The following is a 19,927-nucleotide window of genomic DNA, read 5'->3' on the forward strand; positions in this document are numbered from 1 at the left end:
GCTGGTTCGATCCAGACACAACTGTCTGTATGTTCTAAATAAAAAAAGAAGTTCGTTGTAAGCGGTAGAGGAAGAAGCGTTAACATCGTTTATGTCTCTCTACCTTTGTTATTGATCTTTTGTTCGAGTGGAGTTCGCCGTGTCACTTTCTCTTTGGCAGCAGTGCCTTGCCCGACTGCAAGATGAATTACCTGCCACCGAATTCAGTATGTGGATTCGTCCGTTACAGGCGGAACTGAGTGACGATACACTCGCCCTTTATGCACCTAACCGATTTGTTCTGGATTGGGTTCGCGATAAATATCTTAATAATATTAATGCATTACTGAATGACTTCTGCGGTACCGATGTGCCTCAGTTGCGTTTTGAAGTTGGCACGAAACCACTGGCTCAAATCGATCGTCCGGCGAAAGTGAATACTAATGGAAATGGACAGACAAGTGCTGTTCGTCCTGCTGCGGTTCGTCCAAGCTGGGAAAGCACTTCGGCACAGCCAGAGCTTTCTTATCGTTCAGGCGTAAACCCTAAACATCAGTTTGATAATTTCGTTGAGGGTAAATCTAACCAACTGGCACGGGCTGCTGCTCGTCAGGTTGCAGATAACCCAGGTGGCGCTTATAACCCACTATTTTTGTATGGCGGAACCGGACTGGGTAAAACTCACCTGCTACACGCGGTAGGCAACGGTATTATTGAGCGCAAGCCGAATGCCAAAGTTGTCTATATGCACTCTGAACGCTTTGTTCAGGATATGGTAAAAGCATTACAAAACAACGCGATTGAAGAATTTAAGCGTTATTATCGTTCTGTTGACGCACTACTGATCGATGATATTCAATTTTTTGCTAATAAAGAGCGTTCACAGGAAGAATTCTTTCATACCTTTAATGCGTTACTGGAAGGTAACCAACAAATTATTCTTACCTCTGACCGTTACCCGAAAGAGATTAATGGCGTAGAAGATCGTCTGAAATCTCGCTTCGGCTGGGGGTTGACGGTGGCCATTGAGCCTCCGGAGCTGGAAACTCGAGTCGCTATATTAATGAAGAAGGCAGATGAGAACGATATCCGACTGCCAGCAGAAGTTGCTTTCTTTATTGCCAAGCGTCTGCGTTCTAATGTCCGGGAACTGGAAGGGGCATTAAACCGAGTGATTGCCAATGCTAATTTCACCGGTCGCGCCATTACCATTGACTTTGTGCGTGAAGCCCTGCGGGATTTATTGGCGCTGCAAGAAAAGCTGGTTACTATAGATAATATCCAAAAAACGGTAGCGGAATATTACAAAATTAAGATCGCTGATTTGTTGTCTAAGCGGCGTTCCCGTTCCGTTGCCCGCCCGCGCCAGATGGCGATGGCATTGGCTAAAGAGTTGACCAACCACAGCTTACCGGAAATCGGTGATGCGTTTGGCGGCCGGGATCACACCACCGTGCTGCACGCCTGTCGTAAAATAGAGCAGTTGCGAGAGGAAAGCCACGACATCAAAGAAGATTTCTCTAACTTAATCAGAACATTATCATCATAACGCTTATGAAATTTATCATTGACCGTGAACATTTAATTAAGCCGCTGCAGCAAGTCAGCAGCCCGCTGGGTGGCCGCCCAACGCTGCCTATTCTTGGTAACCTTCTGATTCAAGTTACAGACGGTTATCTGTTACTGACCGGTACCGATCTTGAAATGGAGATGGTCGCTCGCATTACCTTGACTCAACCTCATGAGCCGGGTGCGATTACTGTTCCAGCGCGTAAATTCCTTGATATCTGTCGTGGGCTGCCCGACGGTGCTGAAATCAGCATCACTCAGGAAAACGATCGCATTCTGGTGCGTTCAGGCCGTAGCCGCTTCTCCCTTTCTACGTTGCCAGCGTCAGACTATCCGAATCTGGATGACTGGAAGAGTGAAGTAGAATTTACTCTGCCTCAGGCAACGCTGAAGCGTTTAATTGAAGCTACCCAGTTTTCTATGGCACATCAGGATGTTCGTTACTACCTGAACGGCATGATGTTTGAAACCGAAGGTGAAGAGTTGCGTACTGTTGCCACTGATGGCCATCGCCTGGCGGTGTGTTCCATGTCAGTCGGTCAGAAACTACCTCCTCATGATGTGATTGTTCCGCGTAAAGGGGTATTGGAGCTGGTTCGACTGCTGGATAGCAGCAATGGCGATCTGCGTTTGCAAATTGGTAGCAATAATATCCGCGCTCACGTTGGTGACTTTATTTTCACCTCCAAGCTGGTTGATGGTCGTTTCCCTGACTATCGTCGCGTGCTGCCAAAAAATCCGGATAAAACACTGGAAGCTAACTGTGATGAGCTTAAGCAGGCATTCTCCCGTGCGGCGATCCTCTCTAATGAGAAGTTCCGTGGCGTGCGTCTGCACCTGAATCAGAATCAACTGAAAATCACCGCCAATAACCCGGAGCAGGAAGAAGCAGAAGAGATTCTGGACGTGGTTTATGGCGGTACCGATCTGGAAATCGGTTTTAACGTCAGTTATGTGCTGGACGTGCTGAACGCGCTTAAGTGTGAAGATGTGCGTTTATTACTAACCGACTCAGTATCCAGCGTACAAATAGAGGATTGTGCTAATACCAGCGCAGCCTATGTTGTTATGCCAATGCGTCTGTAAACGGGGCTACTGTACCACTGAATGGCTTTAACCCGTTTATTGATAAATGACTTCCGCAATATCGAATCGGCGGATCTCGCACCGTCCGCCGGCTTCAATTTCTTTGTCGGCCCTAACGGCAGCGGCAAGACCAGCGTACTGGAAGCAGTATATACGCTCGGTCATGGCCGCGCTTTTCGCAGCCTGCAAACCGGACGAGTTGTTCGTCATGAGCAGCAAGAATTCGTATTACATGGTAGAATAGCCGGTAATGAACGGGAGTTATCGGTTGGGTTACGTAAAAGCCGCCTTGGTGATACGAAAGTTCGCATTGATGGCAGTGATGACCATAAAGTCTCTGAGTTGGCCCAACTGTTACCCATTCAGTTAATTACGCCGGAAGGGTTCACTTTACTCAATGGCGGCCCTAAATTTCGGCGAGCATTTTTAGACTGGGGCTGTTTCCACAGTGAGCCACACTTTTTTCATGGCTGGAGCAATCTCAGACGATTGCTGAAACAGCGAAACGCAGCGCTGCGTCAAACCCATCGCTATTCACAAATTCGTCCGTGGGATCAGGAACTCATTCCACTGGCGATGCGTATTAGCGAATGGCGTGCAGCCTATGCAGAGGCTATCGCACAGGACATTACCGCAACCTGTGCTGAGTTTTTACCGGAGTTCAACCTGTCATTCTCCTTCCAGCGCGGTTGGGATAAAGAGAGCGACTATGGTGAACTTCTTGAGCGGCAGTTTGAGCGTGACCGGGCTTTGACCTATACGTCAGCAGGCCCACATAAAGCAGATTTTCGTATTCGTGCCGATGGAACGCCGGTGGAAGATTTGTTGTCACGCGGCCAGCTCAAATTATTGATGTGTGCACTGCGTTTAGCTCAGGGGGAGTTTTTAACTCGCCAGAGTGGACGCCGCTGCCTCTATCTTATCGATGATTTTGCTTCCGAGCTTGATGTTCATCGCCGAAAACTGTTAGCAGATCGTTTAAAAGCTACCGGCGCTCAGGTTTTTGTCAGCGCCGTCAGCGCTGAACAGATCGCTGATATGATGGACAAAAAGGGCAAGATGTTCTCTGTAGAACATGGCAAAATAGAGCATCAACCACAGGATTAATAGTGAGCGAGAAACGCTAATGTCGAATACATATGATTCCTCAAGTATCAAGGTTTTAAAAGGTCTGGATGCGGTACGTAAACGCCCGGGCATGTATATCGGTGATACCGACGATGGTACCGGTCTGCACCACATGGTATTTGAGGTTGTCGATAACGCAATCGACGAAGCGCTGGCTGGCTACTGTAAAGACATCGTTGTAACCATTCACAGTGATAACTCCGTTTCCGTACAGGATGATGGCCGTGGTATTCCTACCGGTATTCACGAAGAGGAAGGCGTTTCTGCTGCGGAAGTTATTATGACCGTACTGCACGCTGGCGGTAAGTTTGATGATAACTCGTATAAAGTATCCGGCGGTTTGCACGGCGTGGGTGTTTCAGTAGTCAATGCGCTGTCGGACAAACTGGAACTGGTTATCGATCGCGATGGCAAAACGCATAAGCAAATCTATCGCAGCGGGGTGCCTGAAGCGCCTCTGAAAGTGGTGGGTGATGCTGACAGAAGCGGAACGCGTATTCGTTTCTGGCCAAGCCCGGACACCTTCACCACTAACCTTGAGTTTCAGTATGACATTCTGGCTAAACGCCTGCGTGAGTTGTCATTCCTGAACTCCGGTGTATCCATCAAATTGAATGATGAGCGCGATGATAAGCATGACCACTTCCACTATGAAGGTGGTATTAAAGCGTTCGTAGAATATCTGAACCGTAATAAAACGCCGATTCATCCTTCTGTATTCTATTTCACGCATCAAAATGAAAAAGACGGTATCAATGTAGAAGTCTCTCTACAGTGGAATGATGGTTTCCAGGAAAATATCTACTGCTTTACCAACAATATTCCACAGCGTGACGGTGGTACTCACCTGGCCGGTTTCCGCGCCGCAATGACCCGTACGCTGAACAACTATATGGAAAAAGAGGGCTACAGCAAAAAAGCCAAAGTCAGCGCCACCGGCGATGATGCTCGTGAAGGCTTGATCGCTGTGGTTTCGGTAAAAGTACCGGATCCTAAATTCTCTTCACAGACTAAAGATAAGCTGGTTTCTTCAGAGGTTAAATCTGCCGTTGAATCCATCATGGCGGAAAAACTGTCTGAATACCTGCTGGAAAACCCAGGTGATGCCAAAATCGTAGTAGGCAAAATCATCGATGCAGCTCGGGCTCGTGAAGCAGCACGTAAAGCGCGTGAAATGACTCGTCGTAAAGGGGCATTAGATTTAGGTGGCCTGCCGGGTAAGCTGGCGGACTGTCAGGAACGCGACCCGGCATTGTCTGAACTCTACTTAGTGGAAGGGGACTCAGCGGGCGGCTCTGCTAAACAGGGGCGTAACCGTAAGAATCAGGCAATTCTGCCGTTGAAAGGAAAAATCCTCAACGTAGAGAAGGCTCGTTTCGACAAGATGCTCTCTTCTCAGGAAGTCGCGACCCTGATCACTGCATTAGGTTGTGGTATCGGCCGTGACGAATACAACCCGGATAAGTTGCGTTATCACAGTATCATTATCATGACTGATGCTGACGTGGATGGTTCACACATCCGTACTCTGTTACTGACTTTCTTCTATCGTCAAATGCCGGAAGTGATTGAGCGCGGTTATATCTATATTGCTCAACCACCGCTGTATAAAGTGAAGAAAGGCAAACAAGAGCAGTACATCAAAGATGATGAAGCGATGGATCAGTACCAGATCACTACTGCATTAGATGGTGCTTCACTGTTTGTGAATCCACAGGCACCTGCACTGGCGGGTGAACCTCTGGAGCGTTTGGTGGCAGAATTTTACAGCGTCCAGAAGATGCTTAAACGTATGGAGCGTCGTACTCCGCTGGCTCTGCTTAATCAGTTAGTCTATCAGTCAACGCTGACGGAAGAAATTCTGTCTGATAAAGCTAAAACTCAGGAGTGGGTTGAATCACTGGTTAATACTCTCAATGAGAAAGAGCAGCATGGCAGTACTTATATTGCTCTGGTTCAGGAAAACAGCGAACGCGCTATTTTTGAACCGCAGATTCGTGTGCGTACTCATGGTGTAGATACTGATTACAACCTGAATATTGATTTTGTATTGGGTAGTGAATACCGCAAGATGTGTCACTTGGGTGAGCAATTGCGTGGTCTGATTGAAGATGATGCGTTTATTGAACGTGGTGAGCGCCGTCAGCCGGTAGCAACTTTCGAACAGGCACTTGACTGGTTAGTTAAGGAGTCACGCCGTGGGTTATCTATTCAGCGCTATAAAGGTCTGGGAGAGATGAACCCGGAACAATTGTGGGAAACCACAATGGATCCTGAAGGGCGTCGTATGCTACAGGTAACGATTAAAGATGCGATTGCCGCTGACCAGCTGTTTACTACGCTGATGGGGGATGAAGTTGAACCTCGTCGTGCCTTTATCGAACAGAATGCGCTGAAGGTTGCTAACCTGGACGTGTAGTTATTCAAAAGAATAGCAGTGATATTAAGCTGCCCTGAAGATGACAGATGTATGCTGGCTTCTTCAGGGCAGCTTTTTTGTTGCCTGTTTATCTCATTACCGGGAGTGTCTCCGACCTTATGGTAAGAATAAGAACATTGCTCTTTATCCGTGTAAATGGCGCTAAACACTCATATAAGGAAGGGTTTGTATTGAAATATAAACCTTGTATACGTTCGTCTGCGCTTTTCTTTGCCAGATGCCAGGTCATGTCTTATTGAGTGTTTTCTGCATATCTTATTAAGGTAAAAACTATCTATTTGAATAGCAGGATGCCGTTATGTGAATACAGATAATTGGAGAGATAGAAAATTATCCGTCTGTCATTAGTAGCAGTAAAGTATTTTATGTAATAAGTATGTGGATTAATTGATTATTAACACTATTTAATTTAAGTTAATTAATGTTATTAAAAATAAAAAATATTTATTGATGTTTTTTATTTTTAATGGCTGTTGTAAATTCATGTTGTTATTGCTCTGAGTTATTTAAAATAACTCAGTTATTATGCTTTTTTCTTGCAGGTAAAAAGATGTCAAAAAATGAAGAAACAACACATGAGCAGATAAGTGTATAAAAATAGTTTTACTTATAAAAGATAGAATTGAATGTGAAATATTATATTGATTATATTAGTTAATTTCATTTTCTCTCCGTTTGTCATGATTAGATAACATGAATGACTTAGCGAAATGCTGAATACTTGCTGATATGCTTTGGATTTATTGTGGATAACCTGGGCGTAAATGAATTAATATTTATGTGAGCTAAAAAGTTGACTGATACATTGTGTTACTTGATTTTTTTCTAAATATCATTGTTTTTATATTGATTTTGTTTTTTATATATCTGATTTTTATGTATTTATTAATCTTTATTTATTTTTATTTAAAATGTTCTCAATAATATAAAAATGCGTTGGTGCAACACATTTTTTTGGTGTATTCAATTTTTTTATCATAATGCTTATTATAAATAAACCATTTCCTATATTAATGAATAGTTTTTTAAACTGGTTTTATCGTCATTTAATGAAATAAAAAACTAATTCATGTTCATTGTTGCATTACTTAGTTCGCATACTCCTTTTCTTATGGGTTAATATGTAAGTTGTTTATGCATAGTGCCCATATTCCCTAAAATGTGGCCTTAAATAACAAGAATTCAGCGCGATAAAGGGTTGTTATCACGCAGGAATGCTAATTTTTTATTATGAATCTTTAGCAATAATTAAGGATATAAAGGAGTTATTCAAGTATGAATACGAATGCCAGCTTATTGGTAAATTCAGGTAGTGGTGCCTCTCAGGTCGTTGCGATTGATTCAGGCAAACCGATCAAAATTAAAATCCAGCCCGGAAGCAAATACCTTCTTAAGAATAACGATAATAACTTTGCGCCAGAGAATATAACTCTTCTGCGTAATGGTGACGATCTGTGCATTATTCTTGAAGGTGACTCAACTCCGGCTGTCGTTATTGAAGATTACTATGTTTCCGGTAATAGCGAGCCGTTATTAGGTATGGCTGAAGATGGCCAACTTTACGCTTATATCGTGACGGATGGTTCATCATTCGGTGAAGGTTATCTTTTTGATAATGGCGTTCTTGCTCCGGCAGCGCTGGGTGGAATGCCATTAGGTGATGGTGCTTATCTATTTGAAGAAACCGATCATGATATGGGGCTGTTGGCGTTATGGCCATGGTTTTTGGGTGCTGCTGCAGTGGCTGGCATTGTTGGAAATGCTATTTATGAGCACAATAAGGATAACGATCACCATTCTGATCCAGCCCCGGCTCCACTACCAACGGCAAGAGAAGCCTCCGTACCAACATTAGAAGGAGCTCTGGATCAGACGGGTAGCATTACTGGCCCTATCGCTTACGGTTCTTATACCGATGAAAATCATCCGGTCATTTATGGAACAGGTTATGCCGGTGACACCATCAATATTTATGATAACGGTGTATTAATTGGTACTGCGATTGTTGCTGCTGACGGTAACTGGAGCTTTACCCCAGAAGCTGCATTGAACGATGGCTCTCACAGCATTACGATTACCCAATCTAACTCAGACGGTTCCGTAAGTAAGCCATCTGATGATTTATCTTTTATTGTTGATACCGTTGCGCCATTGAGACCGTTGTTTGGCGACATTATTGATAATGTTGGTCCTATCACTGGTCCAATTGCTAATGGTGCAACTACCGATGATGCTCGTCCCGAAGTGACGGGTACCGGTGAGCCGGGCAACACCATTACTATTTTCATTAATGGTAATGAAGCTGGAAAGGCTACTGTTGACAGCAATGGTAACTGGACCTGGACTCCAGAAACAGATTTAAACGATGGTCATTATCAACTGACTATCACTGAAACGGATAAAGCGGGCAATGTCAGCCCTGTTTCACCAACATTTGATTTTAATGTTGATACCTCCTCGCCAGCCAAACCGGCTATCCCAGAAGTTATGGATAATCACGGTGATATCACTGGTCCAATACATTCTGGTGATGTGACTGATGAGACCAAACCAACCTTTAACGGTGGCGGTGCTGAACCAGGCGAAATTATCAAAGTAATTGATAATGGAGAAGTAATTGGTTCAACAGTGGTGGATGATAAAGGTAACTGGGAATGGACACCGGAAGATCCACTGCCGGAAGGCAAGCATGAAATCGAGATTGTTGTAGTCGATCCAACAACAGACAAAGAAAGTGAGACATCAGACCCAATCTCGTTTGAAATTGATATCACCCCGCCAGTTAAACCGGACGCACCAACTGCTACTGATAACTACGGTGACACCACCGGTACCATCAAGCCGGGCGACGTGACCGACGACGCCACCCCGACCTTTAACGGCGGCGGTGAGCCGGGCGACACCATCATTATCAGAGACGGTGATGACATCATCGGCTCCACCGTGGTGGATGAAGACGGCAAGTGGGAATGGACCCCGGAAACCAAGCTGGAAGACGGCGACCACAGCATTACCGTAACCGAGAAAGACCCGGCCGGTAACGAAAGCGATCCGTCAGACCCAATCACGTTTGAAGTGGATACCATCCCGCCAGTTAAACCGGACGCACCAACTGCTACTGATAACTACGGTGACACCACCGGTACCATCAAGCCGGGCGACGTGACCGACGACGCCACCCCGACCTTTAACGGCGGCGGCGAGCCGGGCGACACCATCATTATCAGAGACGGTGATGACATCATCGGCTCCACCGTGGTGGATGAAGACGGCAAGTGGGAATGGACCCCGGAAACCAAGCTGGAAGACGGCGACCATAGCATTACCGTAACCGAGAAAGACCCGGCCGGTAACGAAAGCGATCCGTCAGACCCAATCACGTTTGAAGTGGATACCATCCCGCCAGTTAAACCGGACGCACCAACTGCTACTGATAACTACGGTGACACCACCGGTACCATCAAGCCGGGCGACGTGACCGACGACGCCACCCCGACCTTTAACGGCGGCGGCGAGCCGGGCGACACCATCATTATCAGAGACGGTGATGACATCATCGGCTCCACCGTGGTGGATGAAGACGGCAAGTGGGAATGGACCCCGGAAACCAAGCTGGAAGACGGCGACCACAGCATTACCGTAACCGAGAAAGACCCGGCCGGTAACGAAAGCGATCCGTCAGACCCAATCACGTTTGAAGTGGATACCATCCCGCCAGTTAAACCGGACGCACCAACTGCTACCGATAACTACGGTGACACCACCGGTACCATCAAGCCGGGCGACACCATCATTATCAGAGACGGTGATGACATCATCGGCTCCACCGTGGTGGATGAAGACGGTAAGTGGGAATGGACCCCGGAAACCAAGCTGGAAGACGGCGACCACAGCATTACCGTAACCGAGAAAGACCCGGCCGGTAACGAAAGCGATCCGTCAGACCCAATCACGTTTGAAGTGGATACCATCCCGCCAGTTAAACCGGACGCACCAACTGCTACTGATAACTACGGTGACACCACCGGTACCATCAAGCCGGGCGACGTGACCGACGACGCCACCCCGACCTTTAACGGCGGCGGCGAGCCGGGCGACACCATCATTATCAGAGACGGTGATGACATCATCGGCTCCACCGTGGTGGATGAAGACGGCAAGTGGGAATGGACCCCGGAAACCAAGCTGGAAGACGGCGACCACAGCATTACCACCACTGAAACAGATCCGGCAGGTAACCAAAGTGAACCATCGGATCCGATTAAATTTACTGTGGATGATGTTCCACCACCGAAACCGGCCATACCAGAAATCACCGATGACTATGGTGATATCACAGGTGCAATTACAGACGGTAAGGTGACCGATGATACGACACCGACATTCAGTGGCGAAGATGCTAAGCCGGGCGACATTATCAAAGTAATTGATAACGGTGAAGTGATTGGTTCAACCACTGTTGGTGACGACGGTACCTGGACCTTTACGCCGGAAACTGAGTTAGGTGAGGGCGAACACACCATCGAAGTTGTTGAGTTTGATCCGAAGACTGGCAATACCGGTGAAAAATCAGACCCAATAACGTTTGAAGTGGACACTACTCCGCCAGCTAAACCAGCTATTGATAGCGTTATTGATGACGAAGGTTCGATTACTGGTCCAATTATTAGCGGTGGTGTTACCGACGATACAACTCCAACCTTCTCAGGTGAAGGTGATGCTGGCGATGTCATTACATTTACAGATAATGGTACCGTTATTGGTAGCGTGAAAATTGATGAAAACGGTAGCTGGAAATTTACTCCTGAAACCCCGCTGGATGAAGGTAAGCATAGCATTACTATCATTGAAACAGACCCGGCAGGTAACAAGAGCGAATCATCCGATCCGTTTATATTTACTGTAGATACTACGCCACCAGATCCGAGCAAGTTAGCTATCACCGGCGTTGAAGATAATGTGGGTGAAGTTACTGGTAATATCACTAATGGTAGTTCAACTGACGATGCCAGCCCAGTGATTAGTGGTACTGGTACTAAAGGCGACACCATTGTTGTGTATGCAAAAGATGGTTCAGGCAATCATGAAATTGGTCGCGCAACGGTAGGTGATGACGGTAAGTGGAGTATGGAACCAACCACTCCATTACTGCCAGGTAGCAATGAGCTGACCGCAGTAGAAATCGATCCGGCGGGTAATGCCACTGCTCCAAGCGCTACCTATACCATTACGCTGGATGTTTCTAAACCAACAGCACCAGTGATTGTTAACGTACTGGATGATGTCGGCCCTATTACTGGCGCATTGCAAAAAGGTGATGTGACGGACGATAACAAGCCAACAATCAATGGTACGGCTGAAGCTGGCTATACCGTTCGTATTTATGATGGTGCAACATTGTTAGGTTCTGTTGCGGCTGACAGCAAAGGCATGTGGACATTTACACCAACCACCGCGCTGGCTGATGGTCAACACAATATTACTGCGACAGCAACCAGCACTATTGGTCAAACCAGCAAGCCAACCGGTATCTTCAACTTTGAAGTGGATACCAAGGCTCCATTGGCTGCCGATAGCCTGAAGATTACCGATGATGTGGGGGCTTATCAGGGACCACTGAAAGACGGTGATATCACGGATGATGCTACACCAACCTTTAGTGGTAAGGCTGAAGCCAACAGCACTGTGACTATCTATAACGGTGATAACGCAATTGGTTCGACGAAAGCTGATGCCAGTGGTAACTGGTCATTTACGCCAAGTAATGCACTTGATGATGGTGACTATGCGTTCAGCACAATAGTGACGGATAAAGCTGGTAACTCAAGCCCGGCAACGCCAGATGTTCATATTACTATCGATACCAGTAATGTAGTCGTCAGTATTACTCATTTGGTTGATGATGTGGGTGCGATCACCGGTGATATCACACCAAATGGCGTGACTGACGATACCAAACCAGAAATTATTGGTACTGGTAAAGCGGGCAGCACCATTAAGGTTTACGACGGTGTGGTTAAGTTAGGTGAAACCACCGTTAAGGCAGATGGTTCCTGGAGCTTCACACCAACAACGGCCTTAAATGAAGGCAAACATAGCATTACTGCTACAGCAACAGACAAGGCGGGGAATACCAGCCCGGCAACCTCTGCGTTTGAATTTACTGTAGATACAACTGCTCCATCTATCCCAACCATTGACTCAGCTAAAGACGATGTGGGGGCTATTCAGGGGCCACTGGTCAGCGGTGGAGTAACCGATGACTCCACACCAACGCTGATTGGTAAAGCAGAGAAAGGCAGTACTGTAATCGTTTATGACGGTGAAGCTGTTCTGGGTTCTACTGTTGCTGACAGTAATGGTGACTGGAGCTTCACACCGGCGACTCCGATTCTGGAAGGTGAGCATAAGTTCCATGTGACCGCGACAGATGAGGCAGGTAATGTTAGCAAGCCATCAAATGACTTTATCCTGATTACTGATTATACCGCCCCGGATGCCAGCAAACTGGCCATTACGGGTGTGGACGATCAGGTGGGTGCAGTCACCGGTAATGTGAAATCAGGTGAGACCACGGATGACGCCCGTCCAACCATCAGCGGTACCGGCACCAAGGGTGACATCGTTATTGTGTACACCACCGATACGGTGAACGGTAAACATGAGATCGGTTCCGCGAAAGTGGGCGATGACGGCAAATGGAGTCTGCAACCGGCTGCGTCACTGACTACCGGTGAGAATATCCTGACCGCAGTGGAAATGGATCTGGCGGGTAACACCACCAAGCCAAGTTCGTCCTACACCATTACGGTGGATACCGGCAGACCAGTACCGCCAGTAATTGAGAAGGTGCTGGATGATGTGGGCTCGATTACCGGCGCGCTGCAAAAAGGTGCGATAACGGATGACAGCAAACCAACCATTACCGGTACAGCGGTAGAGAACGGCACGGTCACCATTTATGACAATGGTACGAAAATTGGTACTGCCAAGGTTGATGCTGACGGTAAGTGGTCCTTCACGCCGGAGACGGCACTGAAAGACGGCAACCATAGCATTACTGCAGATGCCACCAATACCATTGGTCAGACCAGTGAGAAGACCGGTGCTTTTGACTTTATCGTTGATACCGTTGCCCCGGGACTGGTGACCAATCTGGTCATTACTGATGATGTGGGTGCCTATCAGGGGCCACTGAAAGACGGTGATATTACCGATGACAATACGCCAACCTTTACCGGTAAGGCGGAAGCCAACAGCACGGTCACTATTTATGACAACGGTACGAAAATTGGTACTGCCAAGGTAGATGCCAGCGGTGACTGGTCATTTACTCCGGATGTTGCGCTGGCTGACGGTGATTATAAGTTCACCACCACGGTAATGGATGTGGCGGGTAACACCGGTGCAGCGACACCGGCAGTGAATATCACAATAGATACCACTAAGGTTGTGGTCAGTATCACTCAACTGCTTGACGATGTGGGTGCTATTACCGGCCCTATTACACCGAATGGAATGACCGACGATACCCGTCCGGAAATTATCGGTACCGGTAAAACTGGCAGCATCATTAAGGTGTATGACGGCAGCGCACTGCTGGGTTCAACCACCGTGAAGTCTGACGGCAACTGGACATTTACCCCAACTTCTTCTCTGGTTGAGGGAGAGCATAAGTTCCACGTTACGGCCATGGATGCAGCGGGTAACATCAGTGGTAAATCCACCGACTTTATCCTGACCATGGACTTCACCGCACCGGATTACGATGCTCTGGCCATCACCGGTGTGAATGACGCCGTGGGAGCCGTCACGGGTAACGTGAAGTCAGGTGAGACCACGGATGACAGCCGTCCAACCATCAGCGGTACTGGGACTAAAGGTGATCTGATTACTGTTTACACCACTGACAGCACGGGTAATCATGTTATTGGCTCAGTGAAAGTGGGTGATGACGGCAAGTGGAGTCTGCAGCCAACTTCTGCGCTGACCACCGGTGAAAACGTGTTTACTGCGGTGGAAATGGATCCGGCGGGTAATACCACTAAGCCAAGTCCGTCGTACACCATTACGGTGGATACCGGTAAACCAAATGCCCCAACCATTGATTCCGTAATGGATGATATGGGTACCATCACCGGTGAGTTAAAAGACGGTGATTTTACTGACGACAACAAACCGACGATCTCTGGTACCGCGACTTCAGCCAAAGGTGGAACAGTCACCATCTATAACGATGGTACAAAAATCGGTACGGCAACAGTTGATGCTGACGGTAAGTGGACATTCACTCCGGCGACAGCACTGAATGATGGTACGTATAAGATCACTGTTGATGCGACCAATACGGTCGGTCAAATCAGTGATAAGAGCGATACCTTCAACTTTACCGTTGATACTGTTGCTCCGGGAGCAGTAACCGATCTGGCGATCACTGATGATGTAGGTGATTACAAAGGACCACTGAAAGACAACGATACCACCGATGACAATACGCCAACCTTCACTGGTAAAGCGGAAGCCAATGGTATTGTGACTATCTATGATGGCACAACTGCACTTGGTTCTGTCAAAGCGGGTAGCGATGGTAGCTGGACGTTCACTCCGACTGTATTGAAAGATGGTGACTATGAGTTCACTACCAAGGTAACAGATGCAGCAGGTAATACTGGTGCGGCGACACCAGTGGTACATATAACCGTTGATACCAGTACGTTAGCGGTGGCCATTACTAAACTGGAAGATAACGTCGGTGATATCACTGGTCCGATTAAGAATGGTGGCTTCACGGATGATACTCAACCGGAAGTGATTGGTACTGCTAAAGCGGACAGTATTGTCAAAGTATACGATGGTGCAACACTGCTAGGTTCAACCACGGCAGATGCAAATGGTGACTGGAGCTTTACGCCAGCAACCGCATTGTCTCAGGGTGAACACAGCATTACTGCGAAAGCAACCGATAAGTCTGGTAACACTAGTACTGCAACGGATCCGTTCAAGTTCACGATTGATACCGTGGCGCCAACTAAGCCGACTATCGAATCAGCAGAAGATAACGTGGGTACTATCACCGGTACGCTGCATAGCGGTGACTCTACCGATGATTCCATGCCAACTCTGACCGGTAAGGCTGAAAAAGACAGTATCGTAAGCGTATACGATGGTACGACTCTGCTGGGTACAACAACAGCAAATAGCAGCGGTGTGTGGACATTCACTACCGATGAGTTGACTGAAACCACGCATACGTTCCACGTAACGTCTACGGATGCGGCAGGCAACGTCAGTGTTAAATCTGATGACTTTACCCTGATTATGGACTACACCAAGCCTGATCCGAGCAAGTTGGCTATCACTGGCGTGGACGATCAGGTTGGTATCATCAAAGGTAACGTTGTTTCTGGCGGCACCACCGATGACACCCGTCCAACCATCAGCGGTACCGGTACGAAGAATGACATCATTACGGTGTACACTACGGACAGCACTGGTAAGCATGTGATTGGTAGCACTACCGTTGATGCAGATGGCAAGTGGAAACTGCAACCAGCAACGGCGCTGGCTGAAGGTTCAAACGTGTTCACTGCAGTGGAAACGGATCTGGTGGGTTTATCAACTGACCCAAGTGCTCCATATACCATTACCTTAGACACCTATGTCTCAGATGCGAAGATTGCTATTACTGCGATCACTGATGACACAGGCGGCTCCAGTACTGACTTTATCACCAATGATAATACGTTGTTGATTAGCGGTACGCTGGATAAGGCTCTGCAGTCTGATGAGACAGTAGAAGTTAGTCTGGATAATGGTACAACCTGGACTCGTGCAGGTACGGTAACCGACAGCACCTGGACAGTCGATCTGCAAAGTAAAGTGCTGGCTGATGGAGATTACACCATCAAAGCCCGCGTGGTGGATACTGCCGGTAACGTTGGTAGCACCGATTCTCATGCGCTGACCATTATCACTGAAGGTCGTGATATGGAAGGTCTGAGTACGACTACGAAGATCACTACCGATACCAGTCATGGTCTGGTAGCCGGTGACCTGTTCAGCCACAGTGCAACACTCACTAACACTGATATGGTTACCCGTGACCGTAACGTGACAGTAGCAGGTACCCTGAGTGCAGCTCTGTTAACGGGTGAAAAACTACAGATCTCGCTGGATAACGGCGCGACCTGGAAAACGCTCACGATGACAGGTAATAACTGGAGCTACGTGTTGCCGGAGGTTTCTGCGGACACCACATATAAGTTCAAGCTTCAGGTGGTTGATAATGCCGGTAATCTGGGTAGAAACACCACGTTTGATGACTTCTACAAGGTTGTGATTGATCTGACCGTGCCAGATGCGCTTGTGGCTGCTCCAGATATTGCTACGCACGTTAGCACCAAAGACTCATTCACCTTCGATAGCAGCCATTATGGTGCAGTAGAAGCGGGTACCATCGTAGCGCTGGTCAGCGATGAAAATGGTAACGGCAACTATCAGGAAGGTTTGGATCAGGTACTGGCGTTTGCTACAGCGAATGCGGACGGCTCCTGGAGCATGACCACTAAGTTACCGGCAGGGGCACATAACCTGGCGTTTATAGTGTGGGATGCCGCAGGTAACCACTCAAGTATGGGAGCTAGTACCAGCGTTGGTGTAACTGACGGTGAAGGCAGCTTGTTGATTACTCAGAAGTGGGGCGGAACAACTGACGCAGATGGTCGTGGCCTTAACGCCGCAGCAGTCACAATCAGTCAGGACGGTTTGTGGTCATTCTTCCAGAGCGTACGTGGTACGACGGGTTCAAATACCGCTAACGCCGGTCGCGTGTATACCGCAACCGATCAGGAGAACTACACCTCTACTTATCTGGCTCAGCCGTCCACCACAAATGGTGCTGGTTATAACCTCGATAGTAACAACTATAGTCGTTACGTGAACTCAGCGGTATTTGCGGATATTAACCGCGATGGTTACACCGATGTGATGTCACAAATCAGTGCGTACCAGAACGATGGCCGTACAGCCTACTGGATGCAAAATGCAGACGGTACCTTCTCACCGAAAGTAGTGGATCAGGGAACCCTGAACCACCTGGGCGGTGTGATTGCCTATGACCGTGAAGGTGACGGCTATCTGGACTTCGTGCTGGCAGACTCCGAGTCAGACTCCATTTCATTCCTGAAGAATGTTAAGGGAGTACTGTCTTACGAGAAAGTATCCGGTTTTGATAACGGTCATCCAGGCGGCGCTATTCCGGCAGCCCTGAGTATCATGCACGAAGTTGGTGCGGTGGATATCGATAACAACGGTACCGTCGATATTACAGCGCACATTGACTACAACGGTGCGGGTAGCTACGTAGGTAATACTTCACGTGGCCTGGGTATTCTGTATAACCAGCTTGCTAATGACGGTACAGGAAAAACCAAGTTCGGCCTCGTCGGTTACTACGCCAACGTATTCACCAATGATGGTCATGAAGACTACGGTAACCTGTCCATCTCGATGACCTATGCGGACTTTAACGGTGATGGCTGGCTGGATTTGTTCCTGAGTCGTGGTTCTAAAGCGGGGGCTAACAGCGATGAAAGCCGTATCTACCTGAATGATGGTACCGGTAGATTGATTACTCAGGACAATCAGGCACTGTGGTTTGGTGACAATCTGGCTGGCGGTACCTCGCTGGCGGTGGACTGGAACCATGACGGTAAAATGGACATTATCGAAATTCCACGATCCGGTGTGAACGGTAGTCCAACGTTGTATACCAACATGGGTACTGATATCTGGAATGGCGGCGGTGTTAGCCTGACGGGTTCTACTAAGTTTAGTGATATTACTGGTGCTGTAGCACTGGATTACGACTGGGATGGCTCGATGGACATCGTGCTATATCGTGCAAGCAGCAATGATACTGCTGTGGTAACCAGTACTAACTCTGCTCCAACGCTGTTGGTGAAAAACACCAATATCGCGGCGGACGGCACCAGCCTGCAGATCCGTATTGTTGACGGTTTTGGCATCAATACCTACTACAGTAATACCGTTAAGTTGTATGACTCTAAAGGTGCCTGTGTTGCTACACAGCTGATTAACCCGCAGGCGTCTGGTTCCAGTAACAGTATGGGTCTGGTCAGCTTCTTTGGATTAGATCCGAAAGAAGTGTACTCGGTGCAATTGCTGCGTATCACCAATGGCGTCACCGACCATGTGGGTTCAGTCCCACTGATCGGAGGTATTATCAACAGCACGGTTAACGCTAACTGGGGTGGTCTGACAACCAGTAAGTCGCACGATGCCTACGTACTGACGGCAGAAAGCTTAGATGCCTCCAACAATACGGTAGGAACGGGCGGTATTATCGGTACCGGTTATAACGATACTTTCTTCGGCTCTGGTGGGGATGATACCTACACCGGCGGTGGCGGCTGGAACCTGATCATGAGTGGTCAGCAAGTCTGGAGCGCAACTGCAGGTCTGGATATTGTTGATTACAGCCGTTCAGCATCCGCTATTACAGCTAACCTGATGACTGGTGTTGCAACGGGTTGGGGTACTGACAAGTTAGTCAGTATTGAAGGCCTGATTGGTTCTGCACAGGGCGATACGTTCACTGATAATGCGGCGAATAACCTGTTTGAAGGACGTGGTGGCAATGACACCTTCTACCTGACTAACGGTGGTAATGATGTACTGATGTATAAAGTGCTGCCAGGCAAGAGCAGTGATGCAGCAGGTGGTAATGGTCATGACACGGTATATGGCTTCACAGTGGGTAATCTGCTGACGAACGACAATGCCGACCTGATCGACCTGAGCGATCTGTTGGATTATTCCGGTCCGTTATCCTGCTTTATGGATGAAGGCGTCATGACGCTGGATTATGCTTCTCAGGGAATACTGAAATTCCTGAAAGTAGAGCAGGTAGGTGGCGATACCATCATCAGCATTGACCGTGATGGTTCTGGTGGTGCGTATGGCTTCCAGGAACTGATAACGCTGAAAGGTGTGAGTACCGACCTGGTGACGCTGTTGTCTAACAACCAGATCGAAGTAGGTGACGATAGCTTGATGCATAGAGTTTCTGGCACACAGACTCTGGTATCGACAACACATGAATCACTGATGTCCATTTCTCAGATGTTTACCTCCGGTGACGATATTTTGTTCGGCACCGATAAGGCAGACATTCTGATGGGTGGTCTGGGCAACGATACCTTTATCCATATCGGTACGGGTGATCAGGTCATGGGTGGCGCAGGTAACGATGTTATCAAGCTGGCTTCAACAGATTTCGCTTATATCTCTGGTGATGAGGGTATCGACACCCTGATTCTGGAAGGTAAAAACGAGCTGTTAGATCTGGGCGCGTTAAAAGACAAGCTGGAATCAATAGAGATATTCGACATGGGTGACGCAAGTAACACCATGAAAGTATCTCTGGATGATGTTCTGCGTCTGGGTTCAGAAGAACTGGCAATTCACAGTGGTCACAAAGCGATTGTCGTCAATGGTGAAGAAGGCAGCACCCTGAAGTTAGAGGGTGGTGATGGCCAGTGGACAATGTCGCAAAGCAATTATCAGCATGACGGTAATACTTATAACGTCTGGACTGTAAGTACCTCAGGTATTGAGGTTCTGGTCGAGAATACAGTGAACCCGATCATTATGTAATTGAGTGATTGAAGCGGCCGCCGTAAGGCGGTCGTCTTCAGCACGCTG

The 19,927-nt window shown here is 47.8% G+C and carries 5 protein-coding genes; all 5 read left to right on the top strand.

All coding sequences use genetic code 11. The features are described 5' to 3' along the window. Positions 1-139: 139 nt before the first annotated feature. The 5 genes from dnaA (at position 140) to EKN56_RS00025 (ending at position 19,879) form a co-directional block, all read left to right on the top strand. The gene (dnaA, locus tag EKN56_RS00005) at positions 140-1,528 is read left to right on the top strand and encodes a chromosomal replication initiator protein DnaA (RefSeq protein ID WP_130589931.1); all 1,389 of its coding nucleotides are present in this window, start codon (positions 140-142) and stop codon (positions 1,526-1,528) included. Between the two features lie 5 nt (positions 1,529-1,533). Next, positions 1,534-2,634, top strand: a complete 1,101-nt coding sequence (dnaN, locus tag EKN56_RS00010; RefSeq protein ID WP_130589932.1) for a DNA polymerase III subunit beta — start codon at positions 1,534-1,536, stop codon at positions 2,632-2,634. Positions 2,635-2,655: 21 nt separating this feature from the next. Next, positions 2,656-3,741 carry a DNA replication/repair protein RecF gene (gene recF / locus EKN56_RS00015; RefSeq protein ID WP_130589933.1) on the top strand — a complete coding sequence of 362 codons (1,086 nt, stop codon included), beginning with the start codon at positions 2,656-2,658 and terminating at the stop codon, positions 3,739-3,741. 19 nt (positions 3,742-3,760) lie between these two features. Next, positions 3,761-6,181 (top strand): DNA topoisomerase (ATP-hydrolyzing) subunit B, encoded by a 2,421-nt coding sequence (gene gyrB, locus EKN56_RS00020; RefSeq protein ID WP_130589934.1) that lies wholly within the window; start codon positions 3,761-3,763, stop codon positions 6,179-6,181. A 1,296-nt stretch (positions 6,182-7,477) separates the two neighbouring features. Further along, on the top strand, positions 7,478-19,879 hold the full coding sequence (locus EKN56_RS00025) for an Ig-like domain-containing protein (protein WP_130589935.1): 12,402 nt from the start codon (positions 7,478-7,480) through the stop codon (positions 19,877-19,879). Positions 19,880-19,927: the final 48 nt, after the last annotated feature.

This window comes from Limnobaculum zhutongyuii, assembly GCF_004295645.1.
Taxonomy (GTDB): Bacteria; Pseudomonadota; Gammaproteobacteria; order Enterobacterales; family Enterobacteriaceae; genus Limnobaculum; species Limnobaculum zhutongyuii.

Bases quoted from the DNA above. Each gene is read 5' to 3' on its own strand.
- dnaN (WP_130589932.1), top strand. From the start codon at position 1,534: ATGAAATTTATCATTGACCGTGAACATTTAATTAAGCCGCTGCAGCAA.
- recF (WP_130589933.1), top strand. From the start codon at position 2,656: ATGGCTTTAACCCGTTTATTGATAAATGACTTCCGCAATATCGAATCG.
- gyrB (WP_130589934.1), top strand. From the start codon at position 3,761: ATGTCGAATACATATGATTCCTCAAGTATCAAGGTTTTAAAAGGTCTG.
- EKN56_RS00025 (WP_130589935.1), top strand. From the start codon at position 7,478: ATGAATACGAATGCCAGCTTATTGGTAAATTCAGGTAGTGGTGCCTCT.